26 protein-coding genes and 1 tRNA gene are annotated in these 25,280 nt (G+C 31.2%); 8 read left to right on the top strand and 19 right to left on the bottom strand.

Translation table 11 applies throughout. From position 1 onward, the window contains the following. Window positions 1-26: 26 nt before the first annotated feature. Together GKZ86_RS19050 and GKZ86_RS19055 are read right to left on the bottom strand one after the other, a co-directional pair. Window positions 27-752, bottom strand: a complete 726-nt coding sequence (locus tag GKZ86_RS19050; RefSeq protein WP_154784645.1) for a DUF6193 family natural product biosynthesis protein — start codon at window positions 750-752, stop codon at window positions 27-29. Between the two features lie 12 nt (window positions 753-764). Next, window positions 765-1,919, bottom strand: a complete 1,155-nt coding sequence (locus tag GKZ86_RS19055; RefSeq protein WP_154784646.1) for an alpha/beta hydrolase-fold protein — start codon at window positions 1,917-1,919, stop codon at window positions 765-767. A gap of 310 nt (window positions 1,920-2,229) precedes the next feature. Here GKZ86_RS19055 and GKZ86_RS19060 point away from each other — a divergent pair, with 310 nt between their 5' ends. The 3 genes from GKZ86_RS19060 to GKZ86_RS19070 all read left to right on the top strand — a co-directional run bounded on the left by GKZ86_RS19060 (window position 2,230) and on the right by GKZ86_RS19070 (window position 5,104). Next, entirely contained in the window at window positions 2,230-2,862 is a 633-nt protein-coding gene (locus GKZ86_RS19060; protein ID WP_154784647.1) for a response regulator transcription factor, read from the top strand. A gap of 661 nt (window positions 2,863-3,523) precedes the next feature. Continuing rightward, entirely contained in the window at window positions 3,524-4,612 is a 1,089-nt protein-coding gene (locus GKZ86_RS19065; protein ID WP_154784648.1) for an exopolyphosphatase, read from the top strand. 117 nt (window positions 4,613-4,729) lie between these two features. Then, window positions 4,730-5,104, top strand: a complete 375-nt coding sequence (locus GKZ86_RS19070; protein ID WP_154784649.1) for a hypothetical protein — start codon at window positions 4,730-4,732, stop codon at window positions 5,102-5,104. 188 nt (window positions 5,105-5,292) lie between these two features. Here the strand turns inward: GKZ86_RS19070 and GKZ86_RS19075 are convergent, their stop codons facing one another. From GKZ86_RS19075 to GKZ86_RS19120, 10 genes are all read right to left on the bottom strand, one after another. Further along, window positions 5,293-6,555 (bottom strand): MFS transporter, encoded by a 1,263-nt coding sequence (locus GKZ86_RS19075; RefSeq protein WP_154784650.1) that lies wholly within the window; start codon window positions 6,553-6,555, stop codon window positions 5,293-5,295. Window positions 6,556-6,628: 73 nt separating this feature from the next. Continuing rightward, window positions 6,629-7,102, bottom strand: coding sequence for a GNAT family N-acetyltransferase (locus tag GKZ86_RS19080; RefSeq protein WP_154784651.1), 474 nt, complete (start codon window positions 7,100-7,102; stop codon window positions 6,629-6,631). A 588-nt stretch (window positions 7,103-7,690) separates the two neighbouring features. Then, complete coding sequence (locus GKZ86_RS19085; protein ID WP_154784652.1) at window positions 7,691-8,944, bottom strand: ATP-binding protein; 1,254 nt, start codon at window positions 8,942-8,944, stop codon at window positions 7,691-7,693. Window positions 8,945-8,978: 34 nt separating this feature from the next. After that, window positions 8,979-9,419: a response regulator gene (locus GKZ86_RS19090; protein WP_154784653.1), complete on the bottom strand. Its 441-nt coding sequence runs from the start codon at window positions 9,417-9,419 to the stop codon at window positions 8,979-8,981. Between the two features lie 4 nt (window positions 9,420-9,423). Then, window positions 9,424-11,151 carry an ATP-binding protein gene (locus GKZ86_RS19095; RefSeq protein WP_228526620.1) on the bottom strand — a complete coding sequence of 576 codons (1,728 nt, stop codon included), beginning with the start codon at window positions 11,149-11,151 and terminating at the stop codon, window positions 9,424-9,426. A gap of 236 nt (window positions 11,152-11,387) precedes the next feature. Then, window positions 11,388-11,645: a hypothetical protein gene (locus GKZ86_RS19100; protein ID WP_154784654.1), complete on the bottom strand. Its 258-nt coding sequence runs from the start codon at window positions 11,643-11,645 to the stop codon at window positions 11,388-11,390. 131 nt (window positions 11,646-11,776) lie between these two features. Continuing rightward, window positions 11,777-12,997, bottom strand: a complete 1,221-nt coding sequence (locus GKZ86_RS19105) for a DUF763 domain-containing protein (RefSeq protein ID WP_154784655.1) — start codon at window positions 12,995-12,997, stop codon at window positions 11,777-11,779. A 147-nt stretch (window positions 12,998-13,144) separates the two neighbouring features. After that, window positions 13,145-13,561, bottom strand: a complete 417-nt coding sequence (locus GKZ86_RS19110) for a helix-turn-helix domain-containing protein (RefSeq protein ID WP_154784656.1) — start codon at window positions 13,559-13,561, stop codon at window positions 13,145-13,147. A gap of 208 nt (window positions 13,562-13,769) precedes the next feature. Next, window positions 13,770-14,027 carry a hypothetical protein gene (locus GKZ86_RS19115; RefSeq protein WP_154784657.1) on the bottom strand — a complete coding sequence of 86 codons (258 nt, stop codon included), beginning with the start codon at window positions 14,025-14,027 and terminating at the stop codon, window positions 13,770-13,772. A 417-nt stretch (window positions 14,028-14,444) separates the two neighbouring features. Further along, window positions 14,445-14,518: transfer RNA gene (locus GKZ86_RS19120), tRNA-Met, on the bottom strand. Between the two features lie 153 nt (window positions 14,519-14,671). Here GKZ86_RS19120 and GKZ86_RS19125 point away from each other — a divergent pair. After that, window positions 14,672-15,064, top strand: a complete 393-nt coding sequence (locus GKZ86_RS19125; RefSeq protein ID WP_026727620.1) for an START-like domain-containing protein — start codon at window positions 14,672-14,674, stop codon at window positions 15,062-15,064. Between the two features lie 54 nt (window positions 15,065-15,118). Beyond that, on the top strand, window positions 15,119-15,958 hold the full coding sequence (locus tag GKZ86_RS19130; RefSeq protein WP_154784658.1) for an aminotransferase class IV: 840 nt from the start codon (window positions 15,119-15,121) through the stop codon (window positions 15,956-15,958). Here GKZ86_RS19130 and GKZ86_RS19135 read toward each other — a convergent pair. The 7 genes from GKZ86_RS19135 to GKZ86_RS19165 form a co-directional block, all read right to left on the bottom strand. After that, a complete protein-coding gene (locus GKZ86_RS19135; protein ID WP_154784659.1) occupies window positions 15,955-16,515 on the bottom strand; it encodes a YqgE/AlgH family protein in 561 nt (186 codons plus the stop codon). The two genes, GKZ86_RS19130 and GKZ86_RS19135, sit on opposite strands and share 4 nt — an antisense overlap. 129 nt (window positions 16,516-16,644) lie before the next feature. Continuing rightward, window positions 16,645-16,917, bottom strand: a complete 273-nt coding sequence (locus GKZ86_RS19140; protein WP_042567273.1) for an HU family DNA-binding protein — start codon at window positions 16,915-16,917, stop codon at window positions 16,645-16,647. A 182-nt stretch (window positions 16,918-17,099) separates the two neighbouring features. Further along, window positions 17,100-18,047 (bottom strand): methionyl-tRNA formyltransferase, encoded by a 948-nt coding sequence (fmt, locus tag GKZ86_RS19145; protein ID WP_154784660.1) that lies wholly within the window; start codon window positions 18,045-18,047, stop codon window positions 17,100-17,102. Next, complete coding sequence (locus GKZ86_RS19150) at window positions 18,047-19,942, bottom strand: ATP-dependent DNA helicase RecQ (protein ID WP_154784661.1); 1,896 nt, start codon at window positions 19,940-19,942, stop codon at window positions 18,047-18,049. Before GKZ86_RS19150 ends, fmt begins: the two co-directional genes overlap by 1 nt. A 65-nt stretch (window positions 19,943-20,007) precedes the next feature. After that, window positions 20,008-20,541, bottom strand: a complete 534-nt coding sequence (locus GKZ86_RS19155) for an AAA family ATPase (RefSeq protein WP_194632593.1) — start codon at window positions 20,539-20,541, stop codon at window positions 20,008-20,010. A gap of 300 nt (window positions 20,542-20,841) precedes the next feature. Continuing rightward, the gene (locus tag GKZ86_RS19160) at window positions 20,842-21,597 is read right to left on the bottom strand and encodes a hypothetical protein (protein ID WP_154784662.1); all 756 of its coding nucleotides are present in this window, start codon (window positions 21,595-21,597) and stop codon (window positions 20,842-20,844) included. A gap of 20 nt (window positions 21,598-21,617) precedes the next feature. Then, entirely contained in the window at window positions 21,618-22,535 is a 918-nt protein-coding gene (locus GKZ86_RS19165) for a S9 family peptidase (RefSeq protein WP_154784663.1), read from the bottom strand. A 286-nt stretch (window positions 22,536-22,821) separates the two neighbouring features. Between GKZ86_RS19165 and GKZ86_RS19170 the strand changes: the two genes are divergently transcribed. The 3 genes from GKZ86_RS19170 to murA all read left to right on the top strand — a co-directional run bounded on the left by GKZ86_RS19170 (window position 22,822) and on the right by murA (window position 25,241). Continuing rightward, window positions 22,822-23,118, top strand: coding sequence for a DUF493 family protein (locus GKZ86_RS19170; RefSeq protein WP_154784664.1), 297 nt, complete (start codon window positions 22,822-22,824; stop codon window positions 23,116-23,118). Between the two features lie 3 nt (window positions 23,119-23,121). Next, window positions 23,122-23,844, top strand: coding sequence for a DUF4290 domain-containing protein (locus tag GKZ86_RS19175; RefSeq protein WP_154784665.1), 723 nt, complete (start codon window positions 23,122-23,124; stop codon window positions 23,842-23,844). An 83-nt stretch (window positions 23,845-23,927) separates the two neighbouring features. Then, the gene (murA, locus tag GKZ86_RS19180; protein ID WP_154784666.1) at window positions 23,928-25,241 is read left to right on the top strand and encodes a UDP-N-acetylglucosamine 1-carboxyvinyltransferase; all 1,314 of its coding nucleotides are present in this window, start codon (window positions 23,928-23,930) and stop codon (window positions 25,239-25,241) included. The last annotated feature ends 39 nt before the right edge of the window (window positions 25,242-25,280 follow it).

Below are 25,280 nucleotides of genomic sequence, written 5' to 3' on the forward strand. Positions count from 1 at the left end.
AAGGTATTTTTGTTTTAATTAGGTGTTTATTCCAGAGCCACTCCTTTTCTTGCGCGTTGTATATTTTTTGGCATATTGTCTTTAATAATTTTTAAAGCTTCAATTGCGTTTCCTTCACCGAGATAATCTCTTGTATCATTTCTAACGACGTACTGTATTTTGTTATTAGGGTTTACGTCCAATCTATTTCCTTGGTCAAATTCTTTCCGTATTATATTAGGCATACCAGCTATGTCAAACGGATAACCTGTACATTTGCTAAAACATAAGGTATCCATACTGGTAAATGGAAATAAGTTACTTAAAATTGGATCCTTAGCAGCTAAAATTATAAACTCACTAAGACCTGAATAATTATCATCTTTTTCTAAGAAACAGGTCCATATATATTCAATTTCCCGACCTTCATCAAATTCGGCTGCACCTTCTTCGCTGCGAACAAATGTGAAATTTTCGCAAAGTGATTTAGTTGTAACATCCTGACAAAGCCAAAAATCTAAAACTTTTGCAAGTTCTTGAATATCTTTTGCTCTTCCAACTGCTAAATAAACTCCATCTCTCCAAAAGTCAAGTCCGTAGTCTTTTTTATCTGTAATGCCAATCTGCGAGAATTTGTTTTCGTTTTCAACTATTGCTGAAGTAAGATTTATATGTTCTCCATTTTCTGAACCCAAAACTTTTAAACTAGAATTAATTCTTGCAAATTCTCTATTTAAAGCTACTGAAATTCCGCCGGTTTCTTTTATTTCCATTAAAAATTATAATTACTCGTTCTTTAATTTTTTAAGCATTTCCTTTCCTCCTTCATTTTTTGGGTTTATAACAATTGATTTTTCATAATTTTCAATTGCTAAGGCTTTTTGTCCGTTTATCATATATGCTTCACCCATGCTGTCATAAACATTAAATGAATCTGGATGCAATCTAATATTTTGCTTAAAAAACTCGATTGCTTCTTCAATATGTTTAAACCGAAGTTGCTGATAGCCACATTGATTTAGGAAATCTTCTGTTGGATTTATTGCATAACCAAACGCCTTAGATAATTTTTTAAAATGATTTTCTATATCCTTATATGAAATTTTATTTGGGTTAAGAAAAGCCTCTGTATGCCAATTGCTGTAAATAAATCGAAGTCCGTCATACATACTTTTGTAAGGTACAGAAAAGTGATTTTCTTCTTTGTATGTTTTATAACTCCATTGAAAAGATTTTGGAGCAGACGTTTTTAATTGTTTGGTTAGCGTATCAACTCCTTGTGTGTTTTCATTTCCGATAGTCACAAAAAACGTATTTGAGAGTTGATTATTATTTTTAAGATAAGAACTGAAGTCTGACATTACTTTCTCTCTATTCTTATCGCCTGTTAAGGCCGGACTGATAATAATGGACGCCTGGAATAGATTTGGTGCCGTTTCATTTGCATAAATCCCAAAAAGTCCTCCCAATGAATGTGCTTCAAGAATTCGATACGGTTGTGTTCTGTAGTTTTTATCAATGTACGGAACGAGTTCATCTTTTATAAAGCCCAGAAATTTTTCTGCACCGTTTTCTTTTAAGTCAAATGTTGGTGTAAAATCTCTTCCGCGGTTTGTATTTGGAATTCCCACAACAATCATTTTTGAAATAAAATTAGTCTCAAAATCAGAAAGAAAATCTACCATTTCTGAAACATACTTAAAATGGCTTCCGCCGTCAAGTAAATATAAAACCGGATAAGTATCAGTTGAAGTGGCGTATTCTGGCGGTGTATGAATCCAAATTGTCCTGTCTTCGTTTATACTTTTAGAATGAAGTAAAATTTGTTGCTGATTGCTTGAAGGAATTGAGTCAATTGCTTGTCCGATTACATTTTTAGGAAACAGAAATAACAACAATCCGCAAATGGAAAAAATAAATCTGTGAATGTCTTTTTTCATATAAATCGTTTCTATTTATTAAAGTACAATTTGTTCTCGATCCAGTTGATATTGGTAGCAATCTGAAAATTTCAATCGCTTTGTTTACCTTTTGCATTCTGACTTAATTCTGATTCTTTTTTAACGCTAATATAAAATTAATTTAAATATAAGAATCAATTGTTTAATGTTAACAGACTTCGAAATCGATTTCATTTTGTAATCGATTAAATTTAAATTAACAAAAGTTAAACTTAAAAATAAATTAGTGTGTTGTTTTGTGTATTTTATTGGTTTATAGGTATATTTGTTTAATCAGTTATCCAAAACAATGAACAAAGATTTAAAGATACTATTAGTAGATGATCATGGTGTAGTCCGTCATGGAGTTTCAGTACTATTAAAAAAAGCTTTTGACAAAGTAACTATAACTCATGCTGATAATTTTGAAGATTTACTCAGCAAATTGAACCAAAATCATGATTTGATTTTCCTTGATATTAATCTTCCCGGAGGAAACAGTACCAAAATGATTGAAGAAATAAGGTTGAGACATCCTGATTTGCTAATAATGATGTTTTCAGCTTATGATGAATCCAGATATGCTTTACGTTACATTCATGCAGGAGCAAATGGCTTTTTAAATAAATACAGCAAAGACGAAGAAATTATAAATGCCGTAAAATCAATTCTTGAAACCGGAAAATATATAAGCGATGTTGTTAAAGATAAAATTGTGGAAAATGCTTTATTAAATAAGCCTATTAATCCACTGGAAAAATTATCAGACAGAGAAATAGAAGTGGCAGAACTTTTGGGAAACGGAGACGGAAATCTTGAAATTTCAAATAAATTAAAGATTCAAATGTCTACGGTGAGCACTCTTAAAAACAGAATCTTTGATAAACTCGGAATCAGTAACGTTGTAAGGTTAGTTGAGATTTTAGGGGTTTATAAAAACTAAATTATTTTCTTTTTTTAATAGAGTACTTTTATTCAATATCCAACTTAGTTTGGATTTTTTTGTTTTTGATCATCACTACATTAAAAAAAATGACATTAAATTTTTACAATTTACATTATTTTCAATTCAATGAAAAACCTATTGTAAAGTAATACTTGCAATGAAAAAGTTAAATTTTTAAATCTGCAAATCTTTACTGTTTTTCAATCTCAAATTATAAAATATCTTCCTGTTTTCCTTTTGCTAGGTTATTAGTCCGAATGTTTTGGGTTTCCATTATGTTTACAGTACTCATTACTAATTTTACTTTAAGTAAGATCAAATTCAAAATAAGATTTCTCCTATTTTCCTTACTTTAGATACTAAAGCAACGAACAGTTGTAGAATTAATTCTACATGCAATCTGAAAATTTGCTACAAATTTATACGCAGATAAAAATGACTTTTGCGCGTTAATTTATTTCAAAAAAATAAGACTCATTAATTTTTTAAAATTGAAATATAACCAAGTATTACAGGAACCAATTGTAATATAAATGATGCAATTCCAGACTAAATAATAAACTATTAAACTAAATAACCCAATTAATAAACCTTAATTGAAAATATTACGTATTTGATTGAAAAACAAACGGTATAAGAATTAATAATTAAGAATCGCATGCAAAAAAAATACTTATTGAAATTATCTTTTCTCTTTTTCCTCTTTTTCATTTCTTTTGGTGCATTTGCGCAAAAGAGTGTTTATGCCGGAATTGAAATAGGAAGTAAGGGAATTAAAATTTCAGTGATTGAGGTAAATAATATCAAAAAAGGAGATTACGATATCTTGGGGTATTGGACAGAAAATGTAGGTATTGCCAAAGGTATTTCTATTGATGGTAATCTTGCCCAAGAAGATATAAACAACGCAGGAGCTGTAGTTTTTGAAAATCTTTCGAAAATTAAAAAACAATATAATGTACCGGACGAATTTATTTATATAGTTGCTTCTTCGGGAGTGGCATTGGCTCATAATACGCAAGCTTTAAGCGATAAGATTAAAACTTTAACGAATAAGGAACTTGATTTTATTAGTGTAGAAGCAGAGGGCAAAATGCTTTTAAAAGGTTCTATTCCTTCAACAGATTATCAGGATGCTATTGTTCTTGACATTGGCGGTGGTAATACAAAAGGTGGTTATGTAGATATGGTTAATGATAAATTTGAGTTTTTTCCTCTAAAACTAGATTTCGGTACCATCACACTTACCGAAGCAATTAATAAAACAATTGTAATTCCCAGAGAAATAAATGATATGAGAGTTTACAAGGAAAAATCGTTTGAGTATGCACCGCTTTTAAGAGATAAAATAAAAGAGATGCTTCGAACGAAACCTCAATTAGTTGAGAAAAAGAAAATATATCTGTCTGGTGGGGCAATTTGGGCATTTACAACTTTGTATTACAATGAAATTAACGAAGATCATTTTATTCCATTAAAAATGGAAGATGTTATAGATTATGATGCTGTTTTGAAGAATAACTTTATTAAGTATGAAAACTTAGCTAAAACAAGCAAAGAAGTAGATAAAGTGATCAATACTTATAGTCAGAAGCATTTAATTTCTGCCAATAATATTTTAATCGCCTGTCTTGAAAGTATTCCTAATTTGAAATCAAAGAAGATATATTTTGCAAAAGAAGGACAAATAGCATGGTTAGTTTCTTACGTTGTTGATCGCTCTAAAAAGATTAAAAATAATTTTTAGTATTCAGAAAAAAAGAAAAACAGCTTTTTAAAACAAATTTAATCTCTGTTTAATTGTTCGCAAACATTTAGACGTCATTGAAATATATAAATAAACAATAATTTAAAACAATTTAATATGTCAGATTTTTTACAACAATTTGGGGATGAAGTTAAAAAAAACATTCCTGGTTATATCGCAGTTGCCGTAACCGAAATTAAAAGTGGTATTTCTTATTTTAGTGACTCTTCTGTTGCTAGTTTTGATCCTGAATTGGCTTCAGCCTTTAACTTAGAAGTGGTAAAAGCTAAATTAAATGCAATTAGTGCTTTAGGATTAGATCAAAATATTGATGATATCATGATTACACTTACGAATCAAATTCACATTATCGACATTTCAGAAAACAATGAATATTTTATTTATTTGGCTGTAGATTCTAATAAAGCAAATTTAGGAATGACAAAAGCACTTTTGAATAGATTTAAAAAAGATATTACTGAAAAAATGTAATTTCATTTTTTACTAATTCTTTTAAACTTTGCCTCAAATAGTTACCTTTTAAATCTACTTTAAATTTTTAGTTGAAACTCTTGATGTAAAATGAATATAAAAAAAGCTCGTTGAAATTATTTTTCAACGAGCTTTTTTGTTTAAAGTAATTAGTGTTTTTCTACTCAAGCTATTTTTTGTAAACCCTATTATTTTGTGTTAGGTGTAAAAATAGATTCTACGATTTTCTTCTTGATAGTTTCTTTTTCTTTTGCTACAATAAAAACCAAACGATAAGCCAAAAGAAAACCTATAAAACCTAAACAGGTTAAAAATACCCAATTGGCTTTATATCCATAATCCGTTATAATAGTCATACCTGTTTTTGTGCTTAAAATATGAGCAACACTATAACTCATTGTAAAAGCCGCCATAAATTTCCCTTCTTGTTTTTTAAGAGATCTGTTTTTTACAAATGAATTAGCAAAGGGAAAAGTAAACATAATTCCGATAGTCATAAAAATCATCATTACTATAAGTGCCAAAATGCTGTGTTCTATTAGCAAAAACAAGTAACTCACCGCCATAGATAGTACTCCATACGAAACGATTAAAAGTCTGTTTATGTTTTTAGATTCGACATAACTCACAATTGAAAGTTCAAAAAGCAATATTATTACACCATTCAAAGCCAAAAACAAACCGCTTTCTACACTTGTAAAATTGAAAACTTCCTTGTAATAAAGAGAAAGAGTTGTAAACATTTGAAAAAATAAAATACCCGTAATCAAGGTAATTACTAAGTGAAGTAAAAAAGGTTTATCCTGCAAAATCGAATTACCTTCTTTTAAGTATTTGAAGGTATTTAGTTTAAAAGGCAATTTTTTTTCTTTTACATAAATGACGAATAACAAAATGCTTAAAATACAAGTTAAGCCATCAATATAAAATAAAAACGTGTAATCTAAAATGGTAATAATGATTCCGCCAATCAACGGGCCAAACATAAAACCAAGATTTACCGAAGATCGAATTAATGATAAAGCTTTTGTTCTTTCGTTTCTGCCGGCATAACTATCTAATGAAACCAACATTGCTGGTCGGTACATGTCTGAAACAGTAGTTAATAATAATACTCCCAGGCAAAAACTGTAAAAAGTTGTTAGAAACTGAAGCATAATAAATATAAGTCCGCTTGTGAATAAGCTAAAAACCATGACTTTATAAAACCCAAATTTATCAGATAATTTTCCGCTAATCCAGGTTCCGATAAAAGAACCTAAACCAAAAAATACCATAACCCATCCGATCTGGCTGTAGGTAAAATGAAGTTGTTCCATCATATATTTAGAAAGAAACGGTACAACCATGGCGCCCAATCTGTTAATAAAAGTTGTAATCGCTAAAACCTTAACCTCTACAGAAAACTGATTGAAATTTTTTAAATAATTTTTAAGTAATGTTGTAATCATATAATATAGATTTGGAGTAAAAAGTAATAATAGATTTTATATTCAGGTTCTGCACTTCAAAGAACCTTTTTTATTATTCATACGATAATTTCATTTCGTAATAGTAATAGTTAGAGATAAAATTTTTCCGGACAAAACCAAAACTTTCATAAAGCTGATGCGCGGCATAATTTTCAGTATCCGTATTTAAAGAAATATGATCGACTTTTGTTTTTTTAGCAAAATCAATACATTTCATTATAATTTCTTTACCAATATATTTTCGTCTAAAATCTGGCTTGACGTATAAATATGAAATATGCCAATTGTATTTTATTTTAGATAAAGGGTTTACTTTATAATAAAGCAAAATAAATGCTACAGGAATGTTATCTTCTTTTTTGACAAAAACTTTAGCTTTATTTCGGTCCAGTTTGTGTTTTATAAACAGCACAGCATTTTCTAGATTCAGTAGCTTTTCATCTATTAATTTTGACTCGTAAATTATCTCTTTTACTGAGTCGAAATCGGTAGAATTTATTTCTGAAATTGTATGCAAATTCTTCATAAGAAAAGTTTAAGAAAAATCTACAAAAACCCTTAATTTACAAGTAGTTATTCGGTAATTTATTCTATGTTTTTTACGCTGTAAATTTAATTTTTTTTAATGAAAAAACCATTGTTTTTTTAACATAAATTCGAATGCTTTTTTAGCAGATTTGCATGTTTTTTTGTTCTTGTTTTTTTGCAAATTTCAGCCCTCTGATTTAATGTTTTTAAATCAGTTTTAATGTGTTAAAAATTAAATTTTAGAGGATTTTTTCTGTTGAAAAACTAAGTTGCTTTGTCAGAAATTTTTAAGAAATCAGATCTGTTTTTTCGTAAATGAAATCTTTTTTTGAAAGCCTTTTATGTATAAAATTTTAAAATTATGAAGGCCTAAAATCTTTAAAAAATGAAATTTATTCATTTTAGGAAAGATTTTTTTTAAGATTTTAGAAGGTAAATTCTTAAAAAAAAGCAAATAAAAAGCCCTAAATAAATGAATAATTAGAGCTGTTTTGTTTGAAAAATGTACATAATTATTCAAATTATGTACTGTTATTTTTATCGTTTTTAACGCGATTTTGATTTTATATATTAATCTTTTATAGCTTTAATTTTTAGAATTTTCAATTATTGGAATATAGATATTAAATGTAACGCCACTGTTTAAGCTTCCGTTAGCAACAATAATTCCATTATGGTTATCAACAATCTTCTTTACAATAGCAAGGCCAATTCCTGTTCCTGAATACTGCTCAAGATGATGTAGTCTTTGAAATATAATAAAAACAATCTCGTTGTATTGGGCATCAAAACCTATTCCGTTATCTTTAAAACTAAAATTCCAATAATTACAAACCTGCGGACTATTGGGTAGATTAAGCAACCTGAACTCATTATGTTTAAGAATAGTAGATTCTATGGTAATATCAATCGCAACGCCGGGAATCGAGAACTTTAATGAGTTACTGATCAAGTTATAAATAAGTTGACGAAACTGAAATGGTATTATATTTACAGGAACTAATTCGTTTATTTTAAAAAATGCCTTTTTTTGATCAATCGTATCCAAAAGTTCAGCTCTAACATCTTCAATAATATCCCGCAAATTACTCATTTCATAAGGATGATCTGCAATACTAACCCTCGAAAAATCTAACAAATCTTCAATAAGCTGCCTCATTCTTGTCGCGGCAACATGTATGCGTTCCAAATTATTTTTTCCGGCTGTACTCATGGTTTTCAGCTCTTTATCCATGATAATAGAAATGAAAGTCTGAATTTTTCGAAGAGGTTCCTGAAGATCATGACTAGAGATAAAATTAAATGCAAGCAATTCTTTATTTACATTCATTAATTCAATTGCTCTTTTTTCCTTTTCAGCATTTTGAAACTCTAATTCCTTATTGGCTAATAAGAGTGCGGCAGTTTGTGTTTTTAGTTTTTTAATAAGGTCTTCCTTCTCAATTAATTCCTGAGCTTCTTTTAGTGCGCGGTCTATTTTTTGAAATAAAGATGAAATATTGTTTTTAGACACATAATCAGTTACACCTTCTTTTATAAGCATTACAGCATTTTCCTCCCCAATTGTACCTGAAATTATTATAAACGGTATATTGAGTTTTTTAATTTTGACTATTTTAAATGCAGAAAAAGCATCAAAGGATGGCAATGAATAGTCTGATAAAATAATGTCCGGAAAAAAAGTATCAATAGATTCTTCGAACACTTTTCTTGATTCAACTATTTTAGACATAAAAGACAATCCTGATTTGATCAAATGCCTGACTATTAAGTCCGCATCTGCAGTGTTGTCTTCTAATATCAATATTCTAATATCTTTTTTCATTTGATATGGAATCATAGTTTTGAATGAAAGTAATTCTATTATTTAAGTTTTATTTTGCAGGCTGACTCAATATCATCCAGTACATTCCTATTTCTTTAATGGAATTAAAAAAATTATTACTGTCTACAGGTTTTACAATATAACTGTTAGCTCCAAGACTGTAGCATTTTTCTATATCAGGATCTTCTTGCGAAGAGGTCAGGATAACCACCGGAATCGATTTAAGCGCAGCATCACTTTTTACCTTTTCAAGTACTTGTATTCCCGACATTTTTGGCATTTTTAAATCTAAAAGAAATAGTTTAGGTTGTGATTTTGGATTTCTCTCTGAATATATTCCCCTGCAGTATATAAAATCAAGCGCTTCAGCACCGTCTTTTACATGTAAGAGTTTGTTTGTAAAACCGCTTTTATTAAGTGCACGAATAGTTAGCATTGCATCTTCCATGCTATCTTCTGCAAATAAAATTTCGATATCGTCGTAGTTCATTTTTTTATTTTTTAAGTTTAATATTCGGCAGGCTAAAGTAAAAGTTGGCGCCTGCCTCTAATTTTGATTCTGCCCACACCGTTCCATAGTGGCGATTGACTATTTTATGAACTATAGCCAATCCAATGCCAGTTCCCGAAAATTCTTCCTGTGAATGCAAACGTTGGAAAACACCAAATAATTTATCGTAATATTCCATGTCGAATCCTGCGCCCCAGTCTTTTACGCTATATATGACTTCATCTTTTTTAGAAGTTGAGGTGATCTTAATTCTGGTTTCCGGTTTGTGTTTTGAATACTTGATTGCATTAGAAATCAGATTTATCCAAACTTGTTTAATAAGCGACGGATCTCCGTATGCCTGATCAAGTTCGTCAATTTCAAATATTGGCGTATTCTCGCCTTTTTCAATGGTTATTTCGCTGATGACTCCATTTAATAAAGTTGTCATATCTATATTTGTCGAAGAAACTTCTTTACGTCCTAATTTGCTAAAAGAGAGTAAATCGTCAATCAACATTCCCATTTTTTTAGAATTATTGATGATAGCCTGAAGCACTTTTTTTCCATCTTCATCAATAGAATCAGTATGATCTTCAGTTAAAATTTGTGTATAACCATTGATCGCTCGTATTGGAGCGCGTAAATCATGAGAAACAGAGTAAGAAAATGATTCAAGTTCTTCCTGAGCTTTTTTTAGTTCACTATTTGCCAGTGTTAGTTCATGAGCTCGTTTTTCCTGATAAGCGAGTTCGAAATTTTTCACTTTTAATTCTGCCGCCCGTTTTTCTTTCTCAACTTTTCTTTTTTCTTTCAGAATATTTTCAGAGGCTAATTTTTTATTGGCAATAATCAATTCAGCAGCGCGTTTTTCTTTTTCCCTACTCTGAATGGCAAGTTCTTTATTGGCTATAATGAGTTCTTTTGCCCGTTTTTCTTTTTGCTCATTCTGAAATTTCAATTCCTTATTAGCGATAATCAATTCAGCAGCCCGTTTTTCTTTTTCGATATTCTGAAAAGCAAGTTCTTTATTGGCAATAATCAATTCAGATGCCCTTTTTTCTTTTTGTTCATTCTGAAATTTCAATTCCTTATTGGCAATAATCAATTCAGCAGCTCGTTTTTCTTTTTCTTGTGCCTGAACCGCCAACTGCAAAAATTGTGTTTTTGCAAGCGTAATATCTGTGGCAATTTTTAAAATCTTGTACGGTTTGCCCATTGCATCAAAAATGAGATTATAACTGCCAAAAAACCATATCAATGTACCATTTTTAGCGACCCTTATAAATTCATCTTTTTGATAAATTCCTTTTTTTAAGCTGTTCCAGAATAATTGATAAGCATTTGATTTTGAATACGCAGGATCAACCAAAAGACTATGATGTTTTCCAATCAAATCTATTTCGCTGTACCCCATGATTTCGAGAAAGTTTTTATTGGCACTTAAAATAGTACCTTCCAGATCGAATTCTATAGATGCATTAGTAGTATCAACAGCGTTAATGTGATTGTTTAACTCTTGCTCTTTGGCATAAAGTTGTTGTTTGAGATTTTGGATTTCAGCTTCCTGTTTTTCCTTATTTTGAAATAGGACTGCCTTGCCGTCATTTTGAATCAACAGTTTTTTTTCGGGACTAACTAATTCGGTATTTTTTGAAGCTTTTTCCTTTTGAAGGATTTCTTTTTGGGAAAGGATTATTTCCTTATCACCATTTTTTTTTCTGATGCTCATATAAAGCGAAGTTGTATTTGAAAAAAATAATGGCAGTAATTTGCTGGAAAAGCACCTATATTTTAATAATTATTAGAACGTATACCTTAAATTAGGGATAAAGTAATTTTGATACTAAACGAATGTAGGTAAATTAAATGGTTAAACCGCTAATTGTCTTGGCAATATATCAATAACACATGTTATTGTAATGTTAAAATAAGTCAGATGTTATTAAACAGTGACAGATCATGAGATTACTTCTTCTCTTCTAAATTATCAACAGCAGAAATCTGGTCAAGTATATTGGTTTGGTTCGGAGAAATGTAGTTTTTTACTTCGCTCGGAATTTCTTTCTTAAAAAGAATATCTAATGCATTATATAGTCTTAGCAAAACCTCTTTGTCTTCTTTTTCAATTTCTAGAGCAGTATTAAAATTAAAAACATAATTATTAGAATTGCGTACTTCTACTTTTATGGTTTTTGAGGTAATTTTAAATTTGACGATATCCATATTGATCTAATTCTATTTTGCAAAAGTGCTAATTTAACAGCAGTTTATCGTCGTTGTTTGCGTGTTTTTTTAATGGTCAAATAAAATATTATTCTTCCATAATCAAGATTGATAAAATTATCTTGTAAACATTAAAATAATTCCAGTTGATTATTTGGATTTGCAGGTTTGTTTTTGGGAGGCTTAGCATTTCCAAAAATAGTTCTTCCGCCATATAGATACGATTCATCCCGTTCTTTTTGAATCAGTGCATCAAAGTTATCATTCGGAGTAAAGCTTTCTTCTGCTTTTCTTGAAATTTCAGATAATTTACGAATTGCTTCTATTTTATCACTATTACCAATTTTTGCACGATTAATTGCTCTTTGCAAAGTGTCAATCGTTTCATCGTAGATTTTTATCGGAACAGGAAACGGATGTCCGTCTTTTCCACCATGTGCAAATGAGAAACGTGCAGGATCTTCAAATCGGGTAGGAGTGCCGTAAATGATTTCACTAACCAAAGCTAATGATTGTAATGCTCTTGGTCCCATTCCTTTTAAAAGCAATAATTCCTCAAAATCTTCCGGTTTATTTTCATGAGTTGCCCAAAGCATTGCGCCAAGTCTTTTCATGTTAACATCTTCCATTCTCACATCGTGGTGCGCCGGCATAGCAAGATACTGCATCTCCTTCATGATTTTTGTTGGAGATTCTTTCGATAATTCTAAAATACCGTCTCTGGATTTTTCGGCTGTCTGAGCCGTAAGATTTAAAATAGTACCTTGATTTTCGCCATAAATAAAAGTATGAGGTTCATTTATAAAAGATTTTAAATCTTGCGAATGCCAATGATATCTTCTTGCGGTTTTAGAGTTTGGGTTCATTCCTTGCTGAATAACGGCCCATTGTCCTTTATTATCAACAATGAAATTATGTTGGTATAGTTGAAATCCGTCCTGAATAGCTGTATTATCAACTTTAGCGGTAAGTCTGCTGCAATTTGCAAGATTGTTGCCGTCAAGACCTGTTTTTTCGCCCACAAACAGAAGCTCTTGTGGCGTTAACATCGAATGTTTGCCTTTTCCTCCGCAAATATATATTCCGAGTTCTTTTGAATGTGGATTTACTGATTTTTTTAATGCTCCAAGTACAGAAGTTGTAATTCCGGAAGAATGCCAATCCATTCCCATAACAGCACCAAAACTTTGAAACCAAAACGGATTACTTAGTTTACTGATTACTTCGGAAGTAGAAAATTCAAGGGCAATCGTTTCTACAATTGCAAAACCAAGTTTAGACATTCGGTCAGCAAGCCATAATGGAACATGTCCATAATGTAATGGAAGATCTGCCGTACCGGAACGTTTCATTTAGAAGAATTTGTATGATACAAAAATAAATAAAATACGCTTAAATGCTGGTGAGATCGAAAAGTTGTTCCAGATTATAACTTTTTATTTTTCCTTTTCTAAACTATCAACGACAGAAATCTGATTCAATATATTGGTTTGATGGAATTATTTTCCGTGTAGTAATTTTTCTAAATATTCTATTTTATCTTTTTCAGCTTGCAGCAAACGCTCGTAAAGTTTTTTATTTTCTTCAAAAGATTCTATTAATTTATCCAATGGATTGAAAGTGCAATTATTTGCGTTGTTAACCAGTCCATTAGCAGTACTATTGTCATTAAAAGTATTAAAATAACTAATCATACTTTCTTCAGAGAAATTTTTAATTGCTTCTACACTTACACCAAGAGCTTTTGCGACTTCTAAAAGCTTTTCATCATCAATAGTTTCGCTATTTTCCATAGCTGAAATCGCCTGTTGATTGGTTCCTAAGGCTTGTGCCAAAGCTTCTTGCTTCATGTCTTTCAGTTCACGAATACGGCTAATTTTTCGCCCTATATGATTTTGTTTTGTTACTGTGCTCATAAGTTCAAAGATATTTAAAATTCTTTAAAATTTTTCTGGTTTGGTAAAACACATTTCTGTAGCTGTAAGATGCATTTTTGTATGTTTTAGTATTGCTAATATATAGCTATTTTATTACAAAGCATGTTTTTTGTAAAATTGAATATCAGAGAATTTTAATTATATTTTTTCTAAAAGCACCATAAAATCAAATAGTCTTCCCTGATAACTATTTTTCTTCTTCTAAACTGTCAACAGCCGAAATCTGATCTAATATATTGGTTTGGTTAGGCGAAATGTAGTTTTTTACTTCGCTGGGAGTTTCTTTCTTAAAAAGAATATCCAATGCATTATACAATTTTAATAAAACATCTTTGTCTTCTTTTGCAATCTCTAAAGCCGTATTAAAATTAAAAACATAATTATTAGAATTGCGCACTTCTACTTTTATAGTTTTTGATGTGATTTTAAATTTGACTATATCCATGTTATTAATAAGTTACTTAGTTTGCAAAATGCTATTTTATAAAGAAGTTATTGTAGTTATTTTGTGTTTTTTAATACTAATAGAAAGGTATTACTTTTTATGTTAATACTAAAATCAGGTTTAATAGAATTTAATATAAACTTTTTGCTGGTTGATGGGTGTCATCAGATGATTTTGGAAAATATTTGGTGATAAAATCAATGTAAATGAAAAAAAATCAACCTGATCTAACCGAAAAAAAGTTTTTTAATAGAAAATAAAGCGATTCAAAAAACCTAAATCCTGTTTAATTATCAATCCATATTATCAGAGACATATTTGCGATTTTTTTAAATTTCCCAATCAATTTTCTCAACTCAGCGTAATTCATTTAAATAAAAAACCCTTAATCAATTGATGATTAAGGGTTTATTTTTGTAGCGAGGACGGGAGTTGAACCCGTGACCTCAGGGTTATGAATCCTGCGCTCTAACCAACTGAGCTACCTCGCCAAGATTGCAGGTGAACCGTGTTCCTCATTGCGGGTGCAAATATAAAAATAATATTAGAGCTTACAAGCATAAAATGAAGAAAAAAAAATATTTTTAAAAACGCATTGTTTTTGGACATATATTCTTATATTTCGAAAAAATTAAAAGTAGCACATGGATTCAAAAATACGTTACGAAATCGAGTTTCCCATAAATTCTTCGCCGCAATTATTATATCAATATATATCAACTCCGTCAGGTTTATCAGAATGGTTTGCTGATAATGTGAATTCAAGAGGAGAATTTTTTACGTTTATCTGGAATGATTCGCAGGAAAAAGCGCGTCTCGCTTCTAAAAAAACAGGTGAAAAAGTAAAATTTAAATGGGTAGACGAAAGCAGTAAGGATACTGAATACTTTTTTGAATTGCATATTTTAGTCGATGAACTGACTAAAGATGTGTCATTAATGGTTGTCGATTTCGCTGAAAAAGAAGAAGTAGGAGAAGCTAAACAATTGTGGGAGAATCAGATCTCAGATCTGAAACATCTTATTGGTTCTGTTTAGTAAAAGTCTATTTTATGACTTATATTTGCCCTGAACAAAATTCAGGGTTTTTTTATGATCAATTTTAACGGAAACATAGTAGCGCAGAACGATAATATATTAACTCAAAACCGCGCGTTTCTTTATGGAGATGGTGTTTTTGAAACATTAAAAATAATCAACAACAAAATTTTGTTTCTCGAAGATCATTATTTCAGGTTAATGTCTTCAATGCGTGTTGTTCGAATGGAAATTCCAATGAACTTTACAATGGAATATTTTGAAGAACAGGTTTTAAAACTTGTTCAGGAAAAAGGACTCTCGGCATCAGCAAGAGCGCGAATTACTGTTTTTAGAAATGATGGAGGTTTATATTTGCCAAAAACAAATGAAGTTTCATTTTTAATTCATGCAACGTTACTTGATAATGCTTTATATGCTTTAAATACAGCTTCTTATGAAGTTGATTTATATAAAGACTTCTATGTAACAAAACAATTGTTATCGTCTATTAAAACGACCAATAAAATAATAAATGTTACCGGAAGTATTTTTGCCCATGAAAATGGTTTAGAAAACTGTATTTTACTTAATGATACCAAAAATGTTGTTGAGGTATTGCAAGGGAATTTATTTATGGTAATGGGTAAAAAACTAATTACGCCGCCAGTTTCTGAAGGTTGTTTAAATGGTGTAATGCGTAAACAAATATTAGGATTAGCCAAGAAAGTAGAAGGCATAGAAGTAAGTGAAGAAATAATTTCGCCATTTGATCTTCAAAAAGCTGACGAATTATTCCTGACAAATGTAATCACAGGGATACAACCGATAAGTAAATATCGAAAAAAAGAGTTTACAAGTAATCTGGCTCATTTATTAGTGCAAAAACTAAATGAATCCATTTCTGAAAATTAATTCAGATATGGATTTTCAGGTGCATTTGACCAAATAACGTAATCTCCGCCCAACTCAATAATTTGCTCTTTCCAAAAATGAGTGGTGGATTTACCAATAATTTTATTTTTGTAATTATTATCGGCAATAATCCAGGAATTACCTTGCATTTCGCTTTCAAGCTGATTTTCATCCCAACCGGTATATCCTAAGAAAAAACGAATATTATTTTTATTAATAGCTCCGTCGTTTATTAAGTCTTTAGTCGATTCGAAATCACCTCCCCAATAAATTCCATTAGAAATTTCTACACTATTTGGTATCAATTCCGGAATATTGTGAATAAAATAAAGGTTATCCTGTTCAACAGGACCACCATTATATATCTTGAAACTGGCATCAATTTCAGGTATCAAATCATTAATAGTGTACTTTAAGGGCTTATTAATAATGAAACCTATTGATCCTTCCTTGTTATGGTCTGCTAATAAAATTACCGATCTATTAAAAGATAAATCTCCAATTATAGAAGGTTCGGCAATAAGCAGGTGTCCTTTTTTTAATTTTTCTGAAATCATACGGCTACAATTTTTATTAAATTTAGGTATAAATTTTTTAAAATCCCAAATAAAATCGTTAAACCGCACAAAAAAACCCTCCATGAGGAGGGTTTTAATTATATTATAAGTTTAGAGAACTTTTCTTACTTAGTTCACTGCACCTTCTAATTCAGCTCCAGCTTTAAATTTCACTACATTTTTAGCAGCGATTTTGATAGTTTTTCCTGTTTGAGGATTTCTACCATCTCTAGCAGCTCTAGCTGATACTGACCATGATCCAAAACCTACTAATGAAATTCTTCCACCTTTTTTCAAAGTAGATCCTACATTTCCTAAAAATGATTCTAAAGCTAATTTAGCCGCAGCTTTTGTGATTCCTGCATCAGCAGCGATAGCATCGATTAATTCTGATTTGTTCATAATAATTAGTTATTAATTGTTGGTTAAAAAAAAAATTGTTAATACACAAATTTAATAGGAAATCCGTTCCTTGCAAGTGTTTTCTTTAAATTTAGCAAAAATTGTTAATAACTTACTTTTTTTGTTCATAAAGCAAGTAGTTTGTCGATGATAAATAGGTAAAATCCCTTGTTTTACTGACCTTAATAGACTTTTGCAGTATCTGAAAAAGTGATACCGTTTAGCAATTCAGCAACTTGCATTCTCTTTTTTCCGGGTAATTGCAAATTCAAAAGTAAAATATAACCATTCTTAATAGCGATTTTAATCTCCTTTTTTGTGCTAATCAAACTTCCAATTTCAAAAGAATGTGGTTCTGTAACTAATTTTGCCTCATATATTTTGACACTTAATTCTTCGTTTTTGTCTTTCAAAAAAGTCCATGCCGCAGGATAAGGACTTAAACCACGAATCAAATTATTAATTTCATCTCCTGATTTGGTCCAGTCGATCTTACAATTTTCTTTGTTTAGTTTATAAGCTGTTTTAATTTCCGCATCATCTTCCTGAATCGTAGTAGTTACATTTCCGTTTTCAATAACTTTTAAAGTCTCAATAACGGTTTTACTTCCTAATACCATTAATCGGTCATGCAATTGTCCTGCATTTTCTTCCGGTTCAATAGCAATTTCCGAATTTAAAATCATTGCACCTGTATCGATCTTATCATCAATAAAAAATGTAGTGACACCTGTTTTAGATTCTCCATTTATAATGGCCCAGTTTATTGGCGCAGCTCCACGATAATTAGGTAATAAAGAAGCATGAAGATTAAAAGTTCCCAAGCCTGGCATTTCCCAAACTACTTTTGGTAACATTCTAAAAGCAACAACAATCTGTAAATTAGCATTCAAAGCTTTTAATTCGGCTAAAAAGCTTTCATCTTTTAAATTCGTAGGCTGTAATAAAGTAAGGTTGTTCGCCAGTGCATAATCTTTTACTGCCGAATATTTTATTTTTTGCCCGCGTCCTGCCGGTTTGTCTGCAGCAGTGATTACGCCAACAACATCGTAATTGTTTTTAATAATGGTGTCCAGAATGCCAACAGCAAATTCAGGAGTTCCCATAAATATAATTCTCAATTTTTCCATTATGATTTCAAAGTGTATTTATTGTTCGCTTGTATGATAATATGATTGTTTTCCAGTAATTCCTGAAGTGCCAGGAGAATATCTTTGGTGTCCAGTTTTATTTGGGTCTGAATTTCTCTTGAAGTCAAAGCAGCTGTTTTTAATAAAGACAGAATTTTGTCTGCAATAGAATCTACATCTGTAATCTTTCCTTTTTGAGTAATGCAATAAGAACAAACACCACAATTTTCGGTTGTTTCTTCTCCAAAATAATCTAAAACCAATCGATTTTTGCAGGTTTTATTGTCCTTTATATAATGTAGAACAGATAAAAGCTGGTCTTTTTTAAGTTGATTTTGTTTTTCTAGGTATTTTGAAACCCTGTTTATGGTTCGGTCATCTTCCCGAACTTCATTAAACAAAATCGTAGCGTCGTTGTTTTTAGATTTGTATTCTATGATTTCTTTTTCGTTCAATTTTGCTAAAACGGCAGCAACTTGTTCTTCAGTATGATTTGATTTTTTTGCAATTAATGAAATATTAAAAGGCGTTTTCATTTCATAAATTCCAGGATAAGTTCTCAAAATCGCCAAAATAATTTCTTCGTCATTAGAGTTTAAACTCATGTATCTGATTACCTCTTTCGATTCAATCAAAAACTGCATTGTAATCTTTTCTGAAAATTCCTGAGACATCGTAATAATTCCCACTTGATTCAAAAATTGCAAAGCATTGTACGTTTTTAAAGTAGGGAAGTCGTATTTATGGCAAAAATGATTTAGTTTAAACGAAAACGAATCGTCTAAACCTTCTCCATAAGCAATCTGAAAATAATTGCAAAGTTTTACATACATCGTATTCAGAAACTTTTTGTCCGGTAAAACGCTTATAAATTGCTGTTCAGATTGATTAGTGTCTGATGAATTCGTTAAAACAACCGAAAAAGCTTTTTCGCCATTTCGTCCCGCTCTTCCGGATTCCTGATAATAGTTTTCTAAATTTTCAGGCAATTGTGTATGAATAACCGTTTTTACGTTATCCTTGTCAATTCCCATTCCAAACGCATTTGTAGCCACAATAACCTGTGCTTGTTCAGACATCCACAATTGCATGTTTTTGTCTTTTTCTTTAGATGAAAGTCCGCCATGATAATACGTTGCTTTAAATCCTAACGATTGCAGTTGCGTCGAAATATTCAGGCATGATTTTCTGTTTCGTACATATATAATAGAGGGCTGCGGATTTTTCTTTAAAATTTGTTCAACACGATACAGTTTGTCTTCAACTTCAAAAACCATGTAAGCAATGTTTTTTCGTTCGAATGATTGTTGAAAAAATTTAGGATCTTTTAAACTCAATTCAGTTTTAATATCTTCAATAACCCTGGGAGTTGCCGTAGCGGTTAAAGCCAAGAACGGAATTTTAGGAAAAAACTTTTTAAGTTCTGAAATCTTTAAATAAGCCGGGCGGAAATCATGTCCCCATTGCGAAACACAATGTGCTTCATCAATCGCAATTAAATTGATAGGAAGATTTTTGATGCGTTCCAGAATCCAATCTGATTGAAGTCGTTCCGGAGAAAGATATAAAAACTTGTAATTTCCGTATTGGCAATTGTCCAGAAGATCAATGATTTCCTCGGTATGAATTCCTCCGGTAAGTGCAATTGCTTTAATTTCGCGCTTTTGCAAATTCGCTACCTGATCTTTCATCAAAGCAATCAAAGGCGAAACAACCAAACAAATACCTTCCTGCATCATGGCCGGAACCTGAAAACAAATCGACTTTCCTCCTCCGGTTGGAAGAAGGGCAAAAGTATCCTGACCGTCTAAAACCGAATCAATAATTTCTTTTTGCAGCGGTCTGAAACTGTCGTGTTTCCAGTATTTTAAAAGAATTTCTTGCGCTTCAGGCATTGGTCTCGTTTTAAAGTTAAAAAATTTAGAAAGCAGTTTCTAGTTTTGCAACTTTAAACACGCGCCTAAATTTTATCTAAGATATAAAGAATTCTGTTTTCAACCGTATCTTTAGGCACTTCAATTAAGTCGTAACCGTATTTCTTATACGTTTCAACAAGGTGTTTTTGTATCGTTAAAGCCTGTTCAAAATTCTCGTAACGTTCTGCGTCGCTTTCGTAAATTTCTTCCCAAGGCGGTAAAATAAAAGTTTTAGAATATTTAAAATCCTCACAGGCTTTTATAAAATGCTCCGGATATTTATCGCCAATATAATCCATATAAGCAACAACATCAGGAATTCCGCGATCTATAAAAACTACATTGTCAGGTTCTTCAAGTGCATTTTCAAATTGTTTAATGCGACCTTGCAGTAACATTTCGCTAAACAATAAAGGTTGTTCCAGAAACAATTGCTCGATACCGCGTTGTTGTGCTTCGAGTGTAACTTGTCTTGAAATTTCAGGGTAACAGCAGTAGCCACGAGCGACTAATTCGTTGATAAGAGTAGATTTTCCCGTTCCCGGGCCACCAATGAGAACTATGATTTGTTTTTGCACTTTCGTAAAATAAAGCGCAAATTTACCTAAAGTTATTGTATTTTAAAAGATTATTTTGCAAGAAGCGAATGATTTCGCAATTTGGTAATTATTATTGCGCTGGATTAAAATCCAGCTCTACAAAATAAATCGTTCTTTCGGAACTAAAATAAAGAAGAGTCGTAGATTCAGAAAATATTATAGGGCTGGACTTTAGTCCAATTTACATAATGGATATTTTGACAAATTTTAATTTTGAATAGCCGTTGGTTTCAACCAACGGGTTAAATATTTTGCGGTTTTCGGCTTTAGCCAAATATTTTATGCACTACCTGAAATATGTAGATCCGAATAAGTACGCTTGGTTAAATTTACCTTTAAACCTATGTTGCAATTTCCGCCATCATCCATCATAATTAAAGAATATTTAAATTCGTTTGTATTATATGGATCTTTGCAATAGCTTTTTATTAAAATTTCTTTTTCTTGCTTTTCATTTATAACTACAATGCATTGATTTATATATTGGTTAAATTTCCTAAGCTTTGAAGCATTATCAGAAAAACATTTTTTCAAAATTTGATCAAGTTCTACTAATTCCTTTTGGTTTAAATCGGCTGGTTTTAGATGGTTTGATTTGTAATTAGAATCGTCTTTGAGATATTTTGCATCAAAACTGAAAAAGGCATAATCAAGATATTTTTTTAGGTCTAGTTTGCTTTTTGTATGAAATAAATTTTTCTCAATTTCAAGTCTCACAGGATAGTTAGGGTTAATAAATTCAATAAAATTATTTTTAATTACTGCTTTTTCACTTCGATTAAATTCAAAGTAAAAAGGTTTAAAATATATTGTGTCATTTTTAAAATAACAAGAACCTTTATATTTCTTCGACTTTATAGGTTCATCTTTTTTTATTACAGTAAAGAGATAAGTGTTGTCAGAGAAGAACTGGAATTTTAACATTTCACTTTCAAAAAAAAGAGAAGTGTTTTTAGTAGATATTTTTTCTATTTTTTCACCTTTACACTGAATAAATAATACAAAAACGAATAACAAAATGATTTTTAATTTCATAAAATTTTAATTAAAAGGTATTAATTACAAAACAAATACTTCTCAGAACCTATACCTTTTTTCTCCGAAGGAATAATAATATGCGATTCAAATTTCTTTCCTTTCAAAACATCATTTACAAAATCTAAAACATATTGTTTTCCGTCATGAAAAAGGTAGCCGGAAAATTCATGTCCGCCACCGCAAAAAGTAATCAGTTCAACATCTTTATGAAGATCATTCATGTGATTGTAAACCGCATAAGATCCAAAAAGAATCAACCAACCCGAAGCATTTGTTGGGCAGGAGCGATGCGAACCTGCAGCATAAGGAACAGTTTGATCGTTGTTTCCATGAGCCAATAACATAGGAATAGCTTTTTCTTTCGTAATTAAATTTATATCCTGAATGGCTCCGGAACCTCCAATAAAACCTGTGTATTTAAAATTTTCAGGCAAATTGTTTTTATATAAATTCATGAGTTTATAATCCCAAAACGAAGCGTGAAAACCAATTTCGGCACCCGCGCTAATTCCGGAAATAAATATTTTTGAAGTATCAAGATTGTATTTATTTGCATTTTCAATCAAAAAAGAAGTTGCCTGCCACATATCGCTTACACCAATTTGAATTGCTTTTATTTTTTCGGTTAAAATTCCTTTACATCCAAAATCTTTTCCTTTCATATATAAACTATACGAAATACTCGCAACCGCATAACCGTTTTTTGCCATAAAAATTGCAAAGTCTTTCTCGCTTGTACGTTCTCCGCCCGAAAATCCTCCACCAAAAGCAAACATAATTAACGGAATTTTTTCGTTGGTTTTCTTCTGAGGTAAATACAAATCCAGATCCAGTTTGATGGTGTCATTCTGAAAATAAGTCATCGTTTTTATTTCCTGTGCCTGAATATTTTTAAAAGTCAGAATAATAAAAAGTAATAAGATGATTTTTTTCATGATATGTATTTTTTAATCTCGCAAAGTCGCAGAGTTGCAAAGTTTTTAAACTTAGAACATTTTCTTTGCAACTCTGCGACTTTGCGAGAGATTTCGTTGCATTATTTTCTCAAATATAAGATGAAATTTCACAAAGAAATAATGTTGCAAAGTTTTTTTCTCTGCACCTTTGCACCTCTGTAACTTTGAACCTTTAAAACAAAGTTTTAAGCCTGAAAAAAATCTAAAATCTAAACTCAAAAGTCTGAAATCAAAACCGTATATTTGCGTTTATTTTTAATTACGAATGGAAAACGATAAAGAAAAAAACACCGCCGAATTTTACGAAAGATTAAAGGTTGAGTTAGATAATTCAAATACTTGGCCAGCAGAGTACTTGTATAAATTTATTATGCCTTCGGTAGCTGATAATGTTGAGCGCGTTGAAAAGGCTTTTGACAATATGGGCGCGGTTATCAAAACAACAAAATCTAAAACAGGTAAATTTACCAGCGTTTCTGTAGATGTTACTATGAATAGTTCAGACGATGTGATTGGTAAATACAAAGAAGTTTCTACAATAGAAGGTATAGTTTCATTATAACTTATGATCGAAAAATATAAAAAAGAAGTCGCGAATGACGTTGTTTTCAATTTAGAATATAATTCTGAAAGACAACGTTTACTTATTCCGGAATATGGTCGTCATTTGCAAAAACTGATCGATCAGGCCACTATTATTGAAGATGCTGAAACGCGCAATAAAGCTGCGAAATATATCATTCAGGTAATGGGAAGTTTGAACCCGCATTTGCGTGATGTTCCTGATTTTCAACACAAATTATGGGATCAGCTTTTTATAATGTCTGATTTTAAATTGAATGTAGATTCACCATATCCAATTCCGTCACGCGATGTATTACAGTTAAAACCAGACGTTTTACAATATCCGCAAAACTTTCCAAAATACAGATTTTACGGTAACAACATCAAATATATGATTGATGTTGCCAATAAATGGGAGGAAGGCGAAATGAAAAATGCATTGGTATTGGTAATCGCCAATCACATGAAAAAATCGTATTTAAGCTGGAACAAAGACACTGTAAAAGACGATGTTATTTTCGAGCATTTATATGAATTGTCAGGCGGAAAAATCAATTTATTGCAAAGCACAGAAGAGCTTTTAAATACAACAGACTTATTACGTACCAATAAGCGTATGTCGAATAAAATTACGCCACCGGGACAACCGAAAATTCAAAGCAACAAAAACAATAAAGGTCCGGGAAAACCAAAGCCTTTTCAAAAAAATAACAATCAAAAATAAAAAAAGGGACTAAGATACTAAGGAACTAAGATTTTTAGCTTAGAACCTCAGAATCTAAGAACCTTAGAACCTAAAAGAGATCTATGGGAATTTTTAAAATCGAAGGAGGAATTCCTTTAAAAGGAGAAATCACTCCGCAAGGAGCAAAAAATGAGGCATTACAAATTTTATGTGCCGTGCTTTTAACGGGGGATAAAGTAAAAATTAATAATATTCCCGATATTATTGACATCAATAAATTAATCACATTGTTGGGTAATTTAGGTGTAAAAATTCAACGAAATGAACCGGGTTCGATTACGTTTCAGGCTGATGAAGTTAATGTTGGATATTTAGAAACAGAAGCTTTCAAAAAAGAAGGCGGAGCGCTACGTGGTTCTATTATGATTGTTGGACCTCTTTTGGCACGTTTCGGAAAAGGATATATTCCAAAACCGGGTGGAGATAAAATTGGTCGTCGTAGATTAGATACACATTTTGAAGGTTTTATTAACCTTGGAGCAAAATTCAGATACAACAGAGAAGATCACTTTTACGGAGTAGAATCTCCTGCAGAAGGACTTCAGGGAACAGATATGTTGCTTGACGAAGCCTCTGTAACCGGAACTGCAAATATCGTAATGGCTGCAGTTTTAGCAAAAGGACAAACAACAGTTTACAACGCTGCTTGTGAGCCTTACTTACAACAATTGTGTAAAATGCTAAACTCGATGGGAGCTAAAATCACCGGAGTTGGATCAAACTTATTAACTATCGAAGGTGTTGAAAGCCTTGGAGGTTGTGAGCACACAATTCTTCCTGATATGATCGAAATTGGTTCTTGGATTGGTCTTGCAGCTATGACAAAAAGTGAAATCACGATTAAAAATGTAAGCTGGGATAATTTAGGTTTGATTCCGAATACATTCAGAAAACTTGGTATTACAATTGAAAGAAAAGGAGATGATATTTATATTCCTGCTCACAAAGACGGATACGAAGTAAAAACAGATATTGATGGTTCTATCTTAACTATTGCCGATGCACCGTGGCCAGGATTTACGCCTGACTTGTTGAGTATCGTTTTGGTTGTGGCAACACAGGCGAAAGGCGATGTTTTAATTCACCAAAAAATGTTCGAAAGCCGTTTGTTTTTCGTGGATAAATTAATTGATATGGGAGCAAAAATTATGCTATGTGATCCGCACAGAGCTGTGGTTATGGGACATAATTTTGAATCTCAACTAAAAGCAACAACAATGTCATCTCCGGATATTCGTGCGGGAATTTCATTATTGATTGCAGCACTTTCTGCTAAAGGAACAAGCACAATTCAAAATATCGAGCAAATCGACCGTGGATATGAAAGAATTGATGAACGCTTAAGAGCAATTGGAGCTAAAATTATAAGAGCTTAAAAAGTTAGCCACGAATTCACGAATTATTTTTTGATAATC

Source organism: Flavobacterium sp. LC2016-13 (assembly GCF_009707955.1).
In the GTDB taxonomy this organism is placed as follows: domain Bacteria; phylum Bacteroidota; class Bacteroidia; order Flavobacteriales; family Flavobacteriaceae; genus Flavobacterium.

Bases quoted from the DNA above. Each gene is read 5' to 3' on its own strand.
- GKZ86_RS19050 (WP_154784645.1), bottom strand. From the start codon at position 752: ATGGAAATAAAAGAAACCGGCGGAATTTCAGTAGCTTTAAATAGAGAA.
- GKZ86_RS19055 (WP_154784646.1), bottom strand. From the start codon at position 1,919: ATGAAAAAAGACATTCACAGATTTATTTTTTCCATTTGCGGATTGTTG.
- GKZ86_RS19060 (WP_154784647.1), top strand. From the start codon at position 2,230: ATGAACAAAGATTTAAAGATACTATTAGTAGATGATCATGGTGTAGTC.
- GKZ86_RS19065 (WP_154784648.1), top strand. From the start codon at position 3,524: ATGCAAAAAAAATACTTATTGAAATTATCTTTTCTCTTTTTCCTCTTT.
- GKZ86_RS19070 (WP_154784649.1), top strand. From the start codon at position 4,730: ATGTCAGATTTTTTACAACAATTTGGGGATGAAGTTAAAAAAAACATT.
- GKZ86_RS19075 (WP_154784650.1), bottom strand. From the start codon at position 6,555: ATGATTACAACATTACTTAAAAATTATTTAAAAAATTTCAATCAGTTT.
- GKZ86_RS19080 (WP_154784651.1), bottom strand. From the start codon at position 7,102: ATGAAGAATTTGCATACAATTTCAGAAATAAATTCTACCGATTTCGAC.
- GKZ86_RS19085 (WP_154784652.1), bottom strand. From the start codon at position 8,944: ATGATTCCATATCAAATGAAAAAAGATATTAGAATATTGATATTAGAA.
- GKZ86_RS19090 (WP_154784653.1), bottom strand. From the start codon at position 9,419: ATGAACTACGACGATATCGAAATTTTATTTGCAGAAGATAGCATGGAA.
- GKZ86_RS19095 (WP_228526620.1), bottom strand. From the start codon at position 11,151: ATGAGCATCAGAAAAAAAAATGGTGATAAGGAAATAATCCTTTCCCAA.
- GKZ86_RS19100 (WP_154784654.1), bottom strand. From the start codon at position 11,645: ATGGATATCGTCAAATTTAAAATTACCTCAAAAACCATAAAAGTAGAA.
- GKZ86_RS19105 (WP_154784655.1), bottom strand. From the start codon at position 12,997: ATGAAACGTTCCGGTACGGCAGATCTTCCATTACATTATGGACATGTT.
- GKZ86_RS19110 (WP_154784656.1), bottom strand. From the start codon at position 13,561: ATGAGCACAGTAACAAAACAAAATCATATAGGGCGAAAAATTAGCCGT.
- GKZ86_RS19115 (WP_154784657.1), bottom strand. From the start codon at position 14,027: ATGGATATAGTCAAATTTAAAATCACATCAAAAACTATAAAAGTAGAA.
- GKZ86_RS19125 (WP_026727620.1), top strand. From the start codon at position 14,672: ATGGATTCAAAAATACGTTACGAAATCGAGTTTCCCATAAATTCTTCG.
- GKZ86_RS19130 (WP_154784658.1), top strand. From the start codon at position 15,119: ATGATCAATTTTAACGGAAACATAGTAGCGCAGAACGATAATATATTA.
- GKZ86_RS19135 (WP_154784659.1), bottom strand. From the start codon at position 16,515: ATGATTTCAGAAAAATTAAAAAAAGGACACCTGCTTATTGCCGAACCT.
- GKZ86_RS19140 (WP_042567273.1), bottom strand. From the start codon at position 16,917: ATGAACAAATCAGAATTAATCGATGCTATCGCTGCTGATGCAGGAATC.
- fmt (WP_154784660.1), bottom strand. From the start codon at position 18,047: ATGGAAAAATTGAGAATTATATTTATGGGAACTCCTGAATTTGCTGTT.
- GKZ86_RS19150 (WP_154784661.1), bottom strand. From the start codon at position 19,942: ATGCCTGAAGCGCAAGAAATTCTTTTAAAATACTGGAAACACGACAGT.
- GKZ86_RS19160 (WP_154784662.1), bottom strand. From the start codon at position 21,597: ATGAAATTAAAAATCATTTTGTTATTCGTTTTTGTATTATTTATTCAG.
- GKZ86_RS19165 (WP_154784663.1), bottom strand. From the start codon at position 22,535: ATGAAAAAAATCATCTTATTACTTTTTATTATTCTGACTTTTAAAAAT.
- GKZ86_RS19170 (WP_154784664.1), top strand. From the start codon at position 22,822: ATGGAAAACGATAAAGAAAAAAACACCGCCGAATTTTACGAAAGATTA.
- GKZ86_RS19175 (WP_154784665.1), top strand. From the start codon at position 23,122: ATGATCGAAAAATATAAAAAAGAAGTCGCGAATGACGTTGTTTTCAAT.
- murA (WP_154784666.1), top strand. From the start codon at position 23,928: ATGGGAATTTTTAAAATCGAAGGAGGAATTCCTTTAAAAGGAGAAATC.